The organism is Streptomyces sp. NBC_01525 (assembly GCF_045040405.1).
Lineage (GTDB): Bacteria > Actinomycetota > Actinomycetes > Streptomycetales > Streptomycetaceae > Streptomyces > Streptomyces benahoarensis.
The window spans coordinates 5,133,008-5,146,166 of the sequence record NZ_CP109397.1; the positions used below are offsets into that span (position 1 = coordinate 5,133,008).

Annotated in this window: 10 protein-coding genes; 3 read left to right on the forward strand and 7 right to left on the reverse strand. The window is 71.7% G+C overall.

Going from position 1 to position 13,159, the window contains the following annotated elements; all coding sequences use genetic code 11:
* Positions 1–80 precede the first annotated feature (80 nt).
* The 5 genes from OG422_RS23090 to OG422_RS23110 all read right to left on the reverse strand — a co-directional run bounded on the left by OG422_RS23090 (position 81) and on the right by OG422_RS23110 (position 5,485).
* Complete coding sequence (locus OG422_RS23090) at positions 81–1,043, reverse strand: hypothetical protein (protein WP_405745044.1); 963 nt, start codon at positions 1,041–1,043, stop codon at positions 81–83.
* A 438-nt stretch (positions 1,044–1,481) separates the two neighbouring features.
* Positions 1,482–2,684 carry a hypothetical protein gene (locus OG422_RS23095; RefSeq protein ID WP_405745047.1) on the reverse strand — a complete coding sequence of 401 codons (1,203 nt, stop codon included), beginning with the start codon at positions 2,682–2,684 and terminating at the stop codon, positions 1,482–1,484.
* A complete protein-coding gene (locus OG422_RS23100; protein ID WP_143942886.1) occupies positions 2,666–3,400 on the reverse strand; it encodes an ABC transporter ATP-binding protein in 735 nt (244 codons plus the stop codon). Before OG422_RS23100 ends, OG422_RS23095 begins: the two co-directional genes overlap by 19 nt.
* A 235-nt stretch (positions 3,401–3,635) precedes the next feature.
* Positions 3,636–4,997, reverse strand: a complete 1,362-nt coding sequence (locus OG422_RS23105; RefSeq protein WP_143942887.1) for an aspartate aminotransferase family protein — start codon at positions 4,995–4,997, stop codon at positions 3,636–3,638.
* 2 nt (positions 4,998–4,999) lie between these two features.
* On the reverse strand, positions 5,000–5,485 hold the full coding sequence (locus tag OG422_RS23110; RefSeq protein WP_251076745.1) for an Lrp/AsnC family transcriptional regulator: 486 nt from the start codon (positions 5,483–5,485) through the stop codon (positions 5,000–5,002).
* A gap of 179 nt (positions 5,486–5,664) precedes the next feature.
* Here OG422_RS23110 and OG422_RS23115 point away from each other — a divergent pair, with 179 nt between their 5' ends.
* Together OG422_RS23115 and OG422_RS23120 are read left to right on the forward strand one after the other, a co-directional pair.
* Entirely contained in the window at positions 5,665–7,119 is a 1,455-nt protein-coding gene (locus tag OG422_RS23115; protein ID WP_143942889.1) for a gamma-aminobutyraldehyde dehydrogenase, read from the forward strand.
* Positions 7,120–7,293: 174 nt separating this feature from the next.
* Positions 7,294–8,475 (forward strand): spermidine/putrescine ABC transporter substrate-binding protein, encoded by a 1,182-nt coding sequence (locus tag OG422_RS23120; RefSeq protein ID WP_405745051.1) that lies wholly within the window; start codon positions 7,294–7,296, stop codon positions 8,473–8,475.
* Positions 8,476–8,710: 235 nt separating this feature from the next.
* On the opposite strand, the gene OG422_RS23125 is transcribed toward OG422_RS23120, so the two are convergent.
* Positions 8,711–9,853, reverse strand: a complete 1,143-nt coding sequence (locus OG422_RS23125; RefSeq protein WP_405745053.1) for an adenosine deaminase — start codon at positions 9,851–9,853, stop codon at positions 8,711–8,713.
* Positions 9,854–10,576: 723 nt separating this feature from the next.
* Positions 10,577–11,182: an NADAR family protein gene (locus OG422_RS23130; protein WP_405745056.1), complete on the reverse strand. Its 606-nt coding sequence runs from the start codon at positions 11,180–11,182 to the stop codon at positions 10,577–10,579.
* 200 nt (positions 11,183–11,382) lie between these two features.
* On the opposite strand from OG422_RS23130, the gene OG422_RS23135 reads away from it, so the two are divergent.
* A complete protein-coding gene (locus OG422_RS23135; RefSeq protein ID WP_405745059.1) occupies positions 11,383–12,900 on the forward strand; it encodes a gamma-aminobutyraldehyde dehydrogenase in 1,518 nt (505 codons plus the stop codon).
* The last annotated feature ends 259 nt before the right edge of the window (positions 12,901–13,159 follow it).

The following is a 13,159-nucleotide window of genomic DNA, read 5'->3' on the forward strand; positions in this document are numbered from 1 at the left end:
GGTGGCCCGGTGCGCCTCTCGCGCGCGCGGCGGCCCGGCGCGCCCCATGTGCGCACCCGTGGGCCCGCCCCGTGGCGGCGTCAGCGCCCCGCCACGCCCTCGGCCCGGCTCCGTCCCGTATCCGCCGTGTCGTAGGCATTGTCCGCATCGACCGCAGGGATCGCGGTGGGTTCTGTTTCGGGGGAGCCGAACCAGGCGACGGCCACGGCTCCGGCGACCGCGAGGACGAAGCCGAGGACAGCCATCCAGGCGAAGCCCGGACGGGAGGCGTCACCGAGCCACAGCACGCCGAGGATGCCGGGCACCACCGTCTCGCCCACCACCAGCGCCGCCGTCGCACCGTTCACCGAGCCGATCTGCAACGCCACGGTGTGCAGATACATGCCGCCGAGGCCCGCCACCAGAATCGCGTAGAGGGCCGGGTCCCCCAGCAGCGTCGGCAGGTCGAACGGGGCGACGCCGTTCAGGACGCGTACGCCGACGCCGAGTGCGCCGAAGCCCAGCCCGGAGAGCAGACCGGCCGGGATGGCCGCGCGGGCGCCCAGGAACCGGACGACGAGGGTGCCGACGCCGATCAACAGCACGGACGCGGCCAGGAGCCACCAGTGGGTGGCGAGCGGGGTGGTGCCGCTGCCCTCGTGGCCCGCGGCGGTGGCCAGCAGCACCAGTGCCGAGCAGACCACGGCGATCGACGCCCACTCGGGCCGGGTCAGGCGGATGCCCAGCATCTTGATGCTCAGGAGCGCGGTGATCACCAGGTTGGCGCTGATCACCGTCTGGGAGAGGAACAACGGCAGCAGCCGCGCGGCCAGCGCGCCCAGGGCGAAACCGAGGAAGTCCAGGCCGGTACCGACGAGGAATTCCCAGGTCACCGCCGCCTTCGCGGTCGAGGAGAGGCTGGGGCCGCCGTGCTGCGTCACACCGGAGGAAGGGGCGACGGCCGCTTCTCGGCGGGCGGACCTGCGCGAGCCCACCGCCTGAAGTACGGACCCCGCGCCGTAACAGGCGGAGGCCGCCACGGCAGTCACAAGACCGATGATCACTACGTGCTCCGTTCGCGCCCCGTCCGCCGCACCGTGGCTCGGCCCGGTTCCGCGGGCGTGCATCTCACCACTGCGTTACCCGGCCATGCAGACGTGCTTTCCGGGGAAGGGGTTGCCTCGGCGGAGCGGCCGGATGCCTCAGGTCAGGACTCCCGGTCGGCACACTCACGGGGCGCGTGGGGTGCGGAGGACGCCTGATTCAACTGCGCGCCCGCCATACTCGGGCCGCTCCGTCGCCGGTCTTGGCGGTTTACCCGCGTGGGGCGCGAGGCACGGGGCGGGCTCCGTGCGAAGAGAAGACGCCGCCCGCACGCCGGATGCTGCCCGCATGGCGCGCGGTGCGGCCCGGCGCCCCATGCCCGGCGCCCCATGCGAGCCGCCCCATGCCCCGCACCCCACGCCCCATGCCCGGCCCCACGCCGTGTAGCGGCATCCCCCTCAACGCACCAACGGCACCGTCGCCAGTTCGGCCACGCCCCACGTCAACGGGGCCAGGACAAGGAGCAGGGTGGCGGCGCGGAGGGTGGCGGCGCGGCGGAGGAGGGCGGCCGGTGCGCCGAGCCTGCGCAGGGCCGCGGTGGCCTCGGCCCGCGCGGCGCGTGACTCCAGGCCGGCGGCCAGCGCGCTCGCCAGGACACAGCCCAGCACGACGGCCGCGCCGACCGCGGTCAGCGGCCCGAAGGTCTCCAGCGGCGCGGCGCGGAACACCTTCACCGCGGCATAGCCACCGGACACCACCGCGCACAGCACCCCGACGGGGCGGCCGATCCGCTGGGCCTCCTCCTGGAGCACCCGTCCCGCCAGCAGCCGGAGCGCGCCGGGACGGCCCGCGCACAGCAACCGCCCGCACAGGTGCACCAGACCCGGGCCCGCCAGCACCAGTCCGACGGCGGACAGGGCCCAGCCCGCCAGGACGCCCGGGGGACTGCCCACCAGACGGCCCGGCAGCGGGAGCAGGCCGGAGCCGACGGCCGTACCGCGGCCCGCGTAGGTCTCGACGGTCAGCCCCACCGCCGTCAGGGCGATGCCCCACGGCAGGCCGGACGGGGCGGCGGGCGCCGTGCGGGGCGCCCCGTCGGCACCGTCACCCGCCTCCGTCGGTGCGGGCGTCGGCGGCGGGGCCGGGGCGGCCTCGCGCGGACGCAGCGCCAGGGCGGTCGCCCCCGCCAGGACCAGCGGCACCAGCGACAGCAGCAGCACCGTTCCGGCGACCGGCAGCGGGTGCCCCGCGCCGAGCAGCTCCGTCGCGAGCTTCGGCCACGGCGCCGCTCCGAGTCCGCCGCGGAGCCGGAGGAACACCAGCAGTGCCGCGACGGCGCCCAGCACACCGGAGAGCGCGGTGGAGACGGCGGCGAGCAACGTCAACCGGAACGGGCCCAACCCCGCCGCCGCCATGCCCCGTTGGAGCCGCGCGGCGGGATCCGTACGCGCCACGGCCACCGCGAGCTGCGCGGTCGCGGCGAGCGGCGCCAGACACCACAGCAGCCGCACCGCGGCCTGGCCGGAGTCCGTGGGGTGCGCGGTGGCGTGGCCGAGGGTGGCCAGCAGCAGGAACCCGGTGCCCCCGGCCGCCGCGGCGACGGCGGCACGCCGCACCAGCACCAGGGGGCGCGTACCGCGGGCTAGACGGAGAGCGAGCACGCTGCCCTGCTTTCCGCGTCGGGGGAGGAGACGGCGCCGCCCCGGGCCCGGCGGCCGTCGAGGAGGGCGACGGTGCGGTCGGCGAGGGACGCCGCTTCCGGGTCGTGGGTGGCGAGGACCACGGTGATCTGGTGCGAGCGGGCCGCCGTGGTGAGGGTGCGCAGGACCTGGGTGGCGTCCGCACGGTGCAGCGGCGCGGTCGGTTCGTCCGCGAAGAGGACCTGCGGCGTGGTGGCCAGCGCGCGGGCGATGGCGACGCGTTGACGCTGCGACTGATCGAGCTGCGCGGGGCGGCGGCGTGCGCAGTCGCCGACGTCGAGCCGGTCGAGCCACTCGGCCGCGGTGTTCCGCGCGGCGCGGCCGCCCTCGCCGCGCAGCAGCAGCGGCAGGGCGGCGTTCTCCCCGGCGGTCAGCTCGGTCACGAGGTGGGGCTGGGTGTCGATCCAGCCGAAGCGGTCCAGGCGCAGCCGCTCGCGGTGGCGGGCGGCGAGGGTGTGCACCGGTGAACTGTTGAACCACACCTCGCCCTCGGACGGGGCGAGTTGGGCGGACAGGCAGCGCAGCAACGTCGTCTTGCCGCTGCCGCGCGGGCCGGTGACGGCGAGGATCTCCCCTTCGCGGACGCCGAGGGAGACTCCGGCCAGTGCGGTGCTGGCGCCGTAACTGTGGTGCAGGCCGCGGGCCCAGAGAACGTCGTTGTCAGGTGGGGCCACCATCTGCGCACCTCTTGCGTTCGCGTCCGTTCGTTCCCTCGGCCGGGTGAACGACCATGGAGGGTATCGGTCACTGGCACGGTAAGGACTACGGACCCTCATGATTCGGCGCTTGGCATGCACAACGGCCCGAATTCACTCCTATGGCTTCTCTTGAGCGAATTCGGGCCGTGCGATCTTCGGTTGTGCAAGCTCCTGCTCGGCGTCGGACCGGAGCGGACCGGAACGGCGCGGGGGATCAGAGCTTGGTCCACGCCTCCGTGAGGACGGTGCGCAGGATCTGCTCGATCTCGTCGAAGACCGACTGGTCGGCGATGAGCGGCGGCGCGAGCTGGATGACCGGGTCACCGCGGTCGTCGGCGCGGCAGTACAGACCGTTGTCGTACAGCGCCTTGGAGAGGAAGCCGTACAGGACGCGCTCGGTCTCCTCTTCGTTGAAGGATTCCTTCGTGTGCTTGTCCTTGACCAGCTCGATGCCGTAGAAGAAGCCGTTGCCGCGGATGTCGCCGACTATCGGCAGGTCGTGGAGCTTCTGGAGGGTGGAGAGGAAGTTGCCCTCGTTCTCCAGGACGTGCTTGTTCAGGCCCTCGCGCTCGAAGATGTCGAAGTTGGAGAGCGCCACGGCGGACGAGACCGGGTGACCGCCGAAGGTGTAGCCGTGCAGGAAGGTGTTGTCGCCCTGGTAGAACGGCTCGGCCAGGCGGTCGGAGATGATGCAGGCGCCGATCGGGGAGTAACCCGAGGTCATGCCCTTGGCGCAGGTGATCATGTCCGGGACGTAGCCGAACTTGTCGCACGCGAACATCGTGCCCAGGCGGCCGAACGCGCAGATGACCTCGTCGGAGACGAGCAGCACGTCGTACTGGTCGCAGATCTCTCGGACGCGCTGGAAGTAGCCGGGGGGCGGCGGGAAGCAGCCACCGGCGTTCTGCACCGGCTCCAGGAAGACGGCGGCGACGGTCTCGGGGCCCTCGAAGAGGATCTGCTGCTCGATCTGGTCGGCGGCCCAGCGGCCGAACGCCTCGGGGTCGTCGCCGTGGATCGGCGCGCGGTAGATGTTGGTGTTGGGGACCTTGTGCGCGCCGGGGACCAGCGGCTCGAAGGGCGCCTTCAGGGCCGGGAGGCCGGTGATGGACAGGGCGCCCTGCGGGGTGCCGTGGTAGGCCACCGCGCGGGAGATCACCTTGTGCTTCATCGGCTTGCCGGTGAGCTTGAAGTACTGCTTGGCGAGCTTCCAGGCGGTCTCGACCGCCTCACCGCCGCCCGTGGTGAAGAAGACCTTGTTGAGGTCGCCGGGGGCGTAGTCGGCCAGCCGCTCGGCCAGCTCGACGGCCTTGGGATGGGCGTAGGACCACACCGGGAAGAAGGCCAGCTCCTGCGCCTGCTTGGCGGCGGCCTCGGCCAGCTCCACCCGTCCGTGACCGGCGTTGACCACGAAGAGGCCGGCAAGGCCGTCGATGTAGCGCTTGCCCTTGTCGTCGTAGATGTTGGTGCCCTCGCCGCGCACGATCGTCGGCACGGGGGCGTTCTCGTACGACGACATGCGGGTGAAGTGCATCCACAGGTGGTCGTACGCCGTCTTGGAGAGGTCGGCGCTCATTGCTATCTCGTTCCCCAGGTGTAGGTCTGCTTCCGGAGCTTCAGGTACACGAAGCTCTCGGTCGTCCGGACGCCGGGCAGCGTGCGGATGCGCTTGTTGATCATTTCCAGCAGGTGGTCGTCGTCCTCGCAGACGATCTCGATCAGCAGATCGAAGGAGCCCGCCGTCATGACGACGTACTCGACCTCCTCCATGGCGGTCAGGGCATCGGCCACGGGATCGAGGTCACCCTCGACGTTGATGCCGACCATTGCCTGCCGCCGCAAGCCGACCGTGAGGGGGTCGGTGACGGCAACGATCTGCATCACGCCGTGGTCGAGCAGTTTCTGTACGCGCTGGCGTACGGCTGCCTCGGACAGGCCGACGGCCTTGCCGATCGCGGCGTACGGACGGCGCCCGTCCTCCTGGAGCTGCTCGATGATCGCCAGGGAGACGGAGTCGATCGACGGGGTGCGGTCACGTCTGTCGTGACTGTTGCGGGGGGCCACGCCCCACACTGTGCACGAGCCTCGTCGGTCTCGCAACCCGTGAGCGATGAAATCAGTTGGATAGCGATCTAATTTTCACTGATTCCGTTGTTTGGGAGTGGCGGGTGTGTTGAAAGCGTCAGCTTCATGGCTAGGGTGGGTGTCTCAACCACCGGACATCTGATTGAAGGGGGCGCACAGTGACCACCGCACTGCGTCGTCTGCGCAACTACATCGACGGGGAGTTCCGGGACGCCGCCGACGGGCGGACCACGGAGGTGGTCAACCCGGCCACGGGCGAGCCGTACGCCACCGCGCCGCTCTCCGGAGCCGCCGACGTGGACGCGGCGATGGCCGCGGCCGAGGCCGCCTTCCCCGCCTGGCGCGACCTGATCCCCGCCGAGCGCCAGAAGGTCCTCCTCAAGATCGCCGACCGCTTCGAGGAGCGCGCAGAGGAGCTGATCGCCGCCGAGTCCGAGAACTGCGGCAAGCCGGTCGGCCTCGTCCGCTCCGAGGAAATCCCGCCGATGGTGGACCAGATCCGCTTCTTCGCGGGTGCCGCCCGGATGCTGGAAGGACGCTCGGCCGGCGAGTACATGGAAGGCTTCACGTCCATCATCCGCCGCGAGCCGATCGGCGTCTGCGCCCAGGTCGCGCCGTGGAACTACCCGATGATGATGGCCGTGTGGAAGTTCGCCCCGGCCCTGGCCGCGGGCAACACCGTCGTCATCAAGCCCTCCGACACCACCCCCGCGTCGACCGTCCTGATCGGCGAGATCATCGGCGGCGTGCTGGACGAACTGGGCCACTCCCGCGGTGTGTTCAACGTCGTCTGCGGTGACCGGGAGACCGGCCGCCTGATGGTCGAGCACCCGGTGCCCGCGATGGCCTCCATCACCGGCTCCGTGCGCGCCGGCATGCAGGTCGCCGAGTCCGCGTCCAAGGACCTCAAGCGCGTCCACCTGGAGCTGGGCGGCAAGGCCCCGGTCGTGGTCTTCGAGGACACCGACATCGCCAAGGCCGTCGAGGACATCGCCGTCGCCGGGTACTTCAACGCCGGTCAGGACTGTACGGCCGCGACCCGCGTGCTCGTCCAGGAGTCCATCCACGACGAGTTCGTCGCCGCGCTGGCCAAGGCCGCCTCGGAGACGAAGACCGGCGCGGTCGACGACGAGGACGTGCTCTACGGACCGCTGAACAACGCCAACCAGCTCAAGCAGGTCAAGGGCTTCATCGAGCGGCTTCCCGCCCACGCCAAGATCGAGGCGGGCGGCGAACAGGTCGGCGAGAAGGGCTACTTCTTCGCCCCGACCGTCGTCTCCGGCCTCAAGCAGGACGACGAGATCGTCCAGCACGAGGTCTTCGGCCCCGTCATCACCGTCCAGTCGTTCCGCGACGAGGAGCAGGCCCTGGAGTGGGCCAACGGCGTCGAGTACGCCCTCGCCTCCTCGGTGTGGACCAAGGACCATGCCCGCGCCATGCGGCTGTCCAAGGCCCTCGACTTCGGCTGCGTGTGGATCAACACCCACATCCCGCTCGTCGCCGAGATGCCCCACGGCGGCTTCAAGAAGTCCGGCTACGGCAAGGACCTCTCCGCGTACGGCTTCGACGACTACACGCGCGTGAAGCACGTGATGACGTCGCTGGACGGGTGAGGGGGCGGGGCGTGGGGCGAGGTGCCCTGCGCCCCACGCCCTGTCCCGTGCCCTGCGCCTCATGCGTGGTGCCCCATGCGGGCCTTCGCCCGGCAGACCGTCGCGGGTGGAGTTCCGGCAGTTGACGTTCTGTCGGCTTGCCGCCGCCGTCCGTGAGGCGTGAAAGTGCACGCCATGTCGGAACTCACGCGGCGTTCGCTGCTTCGGGGCACGTTCGGAATCGGTACGGCGGCGGCGCTGGCCGGACTCGCCGGATGCGGTGTGCCGCCCGCCTACGTCCGGGCCGCCGAACGTGCGGCCCCCGACCGTTCGGCGGCCGACCGCCGTCTCCTCTTCGCCAACTGGCCGCTGTACATCGACGTCGACGACCACGACAAGCAGCGTCGACCCACCCTCGATGCGTTCCGGCGGCGGACCGGGATCTCCGTCACGTACACCGAGGAGATCAACGACAACGACGAGTTCTTCGGCAAGATCAGCCCCGCGCTGATGAACCACCAGCCCACCGGCCGCGACCTGGTCGTCATCAGCGACTGGATGTGTGCGCGCTACGTCCGCCTCGGCTGGGTCCAGGAAATGGACCGCACGGCGCAGCCGCATGTCGCCCGCAACCTCGACCCGCAGCTCGCGTCCCCGTCGTTCGACCCCGCCCGCAGGCACAGCGTGCCCTGGCAGTCGGGCATCACCGGCATCGCCTACAACCGCCGCAGACTCGGCCGCGAGATCCGGAGCGTCTCCGACCTGTGGCACGACGACCTCCGTGGCCGGGTCAGCCTGTTCTCCGGTATCGACGAGGCGTTCGCGCTGCTGTTGCAGGGCGAGGGCGTCGACATCACCCGCTGGCGGCCCGACGACTTCCACCGGATGGCCGACCGGCTGCGTCGGCTTGTCGCACGGGGCCACATCCGCCGGTTCACCGGCAACGACTACATCAAGGACCTCGACTCCGGGGACGTGCTCGCCGCCCAGGCGTATTCCGGCGACGTCATCCAGCTGAAGGCCGACAACCCGGACATCGCCTTCGTGGTGCCCGAAGAGGGCGGCGAACTGTGGGCGGAGAGCATGATGATCCCCAACCTGGCGGCCCACAAGCGCAACGCCGAGCGGCTCATCGACCACTACTACCGGCCTGACGTCGCCGCCGACCTGGCTGCCTGGGTCAACTATGTCTGCCCCGTACCGGCCGCCCGCGAGGTCCTGGCCGCCTCCAAGGACAAGGAGCGCGCCGCCCTCGCCGAGGACCCACTGATCTTCCCCGACGCCGCCCTGCGCCAGCGCCTCGCCACCGCCCGCGACATCACGGCGGCGGAACGCCCGGCCCTCGCGGGGGAGTGGAACGCGATCGTGGGGTTGTGAGCGCGGGGGCGGGCGAGCGCATGGGGCGGTGCGTCAACGGGGCGCCGCCTCGGGGCTGCCGCTGAACGAGGACGGGGCGCCGCCCCATGCCGTACGCAGGGCGGGACGGCGCGCGCAGGGGGTGACGCGGAGCCCCGTATGCGGGCACGGTGCGGCGCCCCATGCGGTGCGGCGCCCGGGCCCCGTCCGTCTGCCGGGTGGGTTCCCGCCCCATGCGGCGGGAGCCCACCTCGCGTCATGCGCGCTGCGCCGCCGTGTAGGCGTCGATCTCGGCGGCCAGGCGGGCCTTGGACGGGGCGTCCATGAAGGATGCCGTCACCGCGTTCTTCGCCAGCGCCGCGACGCCGTCCGTGTCCAGGCCCAACAGCCGTGCGGCCACGCCGTATTCGGTGTTGAGGTCGGTGCCGAACATGGGCGGGTCGTCGCTGTTGACCGTGAGCAGCAGGCCCGCTTCGGCCATCTCCTTGATCGGGTGCTCGTTCAGTGTGCGCACCGCGCGGGTCGCGATGTTGGAGGTGGGGCAGACCTCCAACGGGATGGCGTGCTCGGCGAGATGGGCCAGCAGCTTCGGGTCCTGCACAGCGCTGGTGCCGTGCCCGACGCGTTCGGCGCGCAGCTCGTGCAGCGCGTCCCAGATGGTCTGCGGCCCCGTGGTCTCCCCGGCATGCGGGACGGAGTGCAGCCCCGCCGCGATGGCGCGGTTGAAGTACGGTGTGAACTGCCCCCGCGGCACGCCGACTTCGGGCCCGCCGAGCCCGAACGACACCAGCCCCTCGGGCTGCAGCTCGCAGGCGATCCGCGTCGTCTCCTCGGCCGCCGCCAGGCCCGCCTCGCCGGGAATGTCGAAGCACCAGCGCAGCACCACGCCCAGCTCTGCCTCCGCGGCCTTGCGGGCGTCCTCGATCGCCTCGACGAACGCGGCGTCCGGGATCCCGCGGCTGGTCGAGCTGAACGGGGTGACGGTCAGTTCCGCGTACCGGATGTTCTGCCGTGCCATGTCGCGCGCGACCTCGTACGTCAGCAGCCGGACGTCTGCCGCGTCACGGATGAGGTCCACGACGGAGAGGTAGACCTGGATGAAGTGCGCGAAGTCGCGGAAGGTGAAGAAATCGGCCAGCGCCTCGGGGTCGGTGGGGACCGCGGAATCCGGATGCCGGGCAGCGAGTTCCGCGACGATCCGGGGGGAGGCCGATCCGACGTGGTGGACATGCAGCTCCGCCTTGGGCAGGCCCGCGATGAAGGCATCGAGATCGGACAACGTTCCTCCTGGACAGTGGCGCAGCGGTGTGCGGAGACGCTCGTCATCGTATGCGGCACCAGGGCGCCGTCCGAGGGCCGGTCTTGCGATGACAGGACCTCCAGGAAGGGGGAGTGCCATGACCGAAAAGCGCGAGGAACCCGAGCCGACGCTTCCATGGGGCCCCGCCGCGACCACCACGTCCGCCCCGTCCCCCGGCATGGGGCCCGTATCCGGGGCCGTGCCCGGCGACTGCCCATCCCGGAGCGCACCAGGGGACGCCGCCCCGTCGCTTCTTCGCCTTTGCCGCTTCCGCTCCGCCCGTTCCGTCGGGTGGGTGCGCGCCGCCGCCGACCGTGTCGCTGTCGCCGGAGCCGTACCACTGGGTGCGGATGCCCGACGGCTCCCCAGGCCGAGGCTGAGGCGCGGGCTGCGGGCGGCCATGGGCGTGCTCCCGGCCGCGCAACGGCTACGGCACCGTCGCACTGATCACCGATGCCGTTGGGGTGCTGCTCGGCGTCACGCTCGTCATCGGCGTCCTCTTCGGCGCGCTCGCCATCCTTCTGGGGGCGCTCGGCAGGGCCCGCAGCGCCCGGGGCGAGGCCACGAACGGCAGGACTGCGCTGGCCGGTGCCCTGCTGGGCTGCGCCGCCCTGCTCCTCAGCGCCCTGACCGTCGCGGTCCTCGCCCTGGGAGGCCCCGGCCCCGGTGGAGACGGGGAGGAGGGAACGGGGGCGGGGGTGGCGGCCACCGGCAGCAGCCCGGCACCACCGACACCTTCGAGGTCGCGCCCCGTCTGTCCGAGGTCCCTGTGGCAGGACACGTCGGGAGCGCGTGACACCGCTCGGTACGAGGAGCTGTGCGTTACGCCGCCCCCGGCCCGTCAAGCCTCCGGCGGGCCTCCATGAGGGCGAAGCCGAGGAGGTTGGGGCCCCGCCAACGAGCCGGGTCCTCGGCCCGCTCGTCATCGGCGGCCAGGCCGATGCCCCATATGCGGTCCAGCGGGCTGGCCTCCACCAGGACGCGGTGGCGGGTGGCCCGCAAGAAGTCCCCCAGGGCAGGGTCGCTGCCGAATTTGTGCATGCTGCCCTCGACGACCAGCTCGAAGCGGTGCTCCTGCCACCGCGCGTCGTCGAAGCCGCGCACCGCGCGCCCCGCGGCCTTCGCCTCCCGTGGGTGGCACGCCTCGACGGCCCGCCGCTCCGCCTCGGTATCGCCGAACAGCCGGGCCTTGCCCGCCATCATCCAGTGCTCCGCGGTCGCGTACGTGACGCCGTCGACGGTGAACGGTGCGGGCCACCACTGACTGAGGCAGCTCGGCCCGAGCGTGCCGTCCCGGCGCGGGGCGTGGCCCCAGAAGTGGACGTACCGGAAACGCCGCCCCGCGGCCACCGCCTCGCGCAGCGCGGGCAGTGAGAGGGGCAGTTCGGTGGCGTCGGCTCGTGCGGTCCCCGTCGCGTCGTGCATCATGCCGGGATTCTGTCAGCGGGCACTGACAACGTGTCGGGCACCCACCCCACGGAATTCGCAGAATTCGTTGCGTAACCAAAAGGAAACTACGGAATCCCTTGTTGGCCACCAGGTGCTCTGCCAGGATCGGCCATCATTTCCGCAATGAGCTACGCCCGGTCGCGCCGTGGAACGGCTCTGGACCGGCTCAGGAGAGCACCATGGATCAGCGATTCGATGTGTCCGAGCGGTTTGCCGAGGGTGCGCAATTCATCGACGGACGGCTCCGGGGCGGCAGATCGGGCCGCACCCAGGCCGTGGTGGACCCCGCGACCGGTGAGCAGATCCACACCTACGCGCTGGCCGGTACCGGCGACGTGGACGCCGCGGTCGACGCCGCGCGGCGCGCCTTCCCCGCGTGGAGCGGCGCCACCCCGGGGGAGCGCTCCGGCACGCTGCACCGTTTCGCCGCGGCGCTCGCCGAGGACTCCGCCGACCTCGCCTTCGCCGAGTCGCTGAACTGTGGAAAGCCCCTCAAGCTCAGCGAGGAGTTCGACGTACCGGGCTCCGTCGACAACGCGGCGTTCTTCGCCGGGGCCGCCCGCCACTTGGAGGGCAAGGCCGCTGCGGAGTACAGCGCGGACCACACCTCCGCCGTGCGGCGTGAGGCCGTTGGCGTCGTCGGCTCCATCGCTCCCTGGAACTACCCGCTCCAGATGGCGGCGTGGAAGGTGTTGCCCGCGCTCGCCGCCGGGAACACCATCGTGCTCAAGCCCGCCGAGATCACCCCGCTGACGTCCCTGATGTTCGCGCAGGCCGCGACCCGCGCGGGGCTGCCGGACGGGGCCCTGAACATCGTCTCCGGCGCGGGGCGGGACGCCGGTGAACACCTCGTCGGCCACCCCGACGTCGCGATGACGTCCTTCACCGGCTCGACCGCCGTCGGCAAGCGCGTCGCCGAGGTCGCCACGGCCACCGTCAAACGCCTCCACCTCGAACTGGGCGGCAAGGCCCCGTTCGTGGTCTTCGACGACGCGGACCTGGAGGCGGCCGTGCACGGGGCGGTGGCCGGTGCGCTGATCAACTCGGGCCAGGACTGCACCGCGGCGACCCGGGCGTACGTCCAACGGCCCCTGTACGACGCGTTCGTGGCCGGAGTCGCCGACCTCATGGCGACCGTGCGGCTCGGCGACCCCTTCGACCGCTCCACCGACCTCGGCCCGCTGATCTCGCACGCCCAGCGGGACCGCGTCGCCGGTTTCGTCGACCGGGCCCGCGCCTACGCCACCGTCGTCACCGGTGGCGAGGCGCCCCAAGGCGCCCTGGCGAACGGTGCGTATTACCGGCCCACCCTGATCACCGACGCACCCCAGGACAGCGAGATCGTGCAGTCGGAGATCTTCGGCCCGGTGCTGGTGGTGCTGCCCTTCGACAGTGACGACGAGGGCATCGCACTCGCCAACGACACCCCGTACGGCCTCGCCGCCTCCGCATGGAGCCGGGACGTCTACCGCACCGGGCGCGCCACCCGCGAGATCAAGGCCGGTTGTGTCTGGGTCAACGACCACATCCCGATCATCAGCGAGATGCCGCACGGCGGCGCCAAGGCGTCCGGCTACGGCAAGGACATGTCCGCCTACTCCTTCGACGAGTACACCCAGGTCAAGCACGTCATGTACGACATCACCGGGACGGCGAGGAAGGACTGGCACCGGACCGTTTTCGGGGACCGGACGTAACCCGCCGGGGGCGCGCGACACGGGGCGTGCGCCGTGGGACGTGCAGCGCGGGGCGTCTTGCGTGGCGCGAGCTGCAGGGGGCGGTGCGCCATGCGGCCGTCCGCGGGGCTGGCCCATGAGGCGTGTCTACGTATCTCGTCCCGGGGCCGGACCGAGGCGCGCCATGCGGGGTGGCTTCGGCACCGTGGCCCGGCGCCCCGTGCGCGGCCCCGCTGTACCGGCGTGGCCGTGGCACCGGTGGGGATCCCGGCGCCCCATG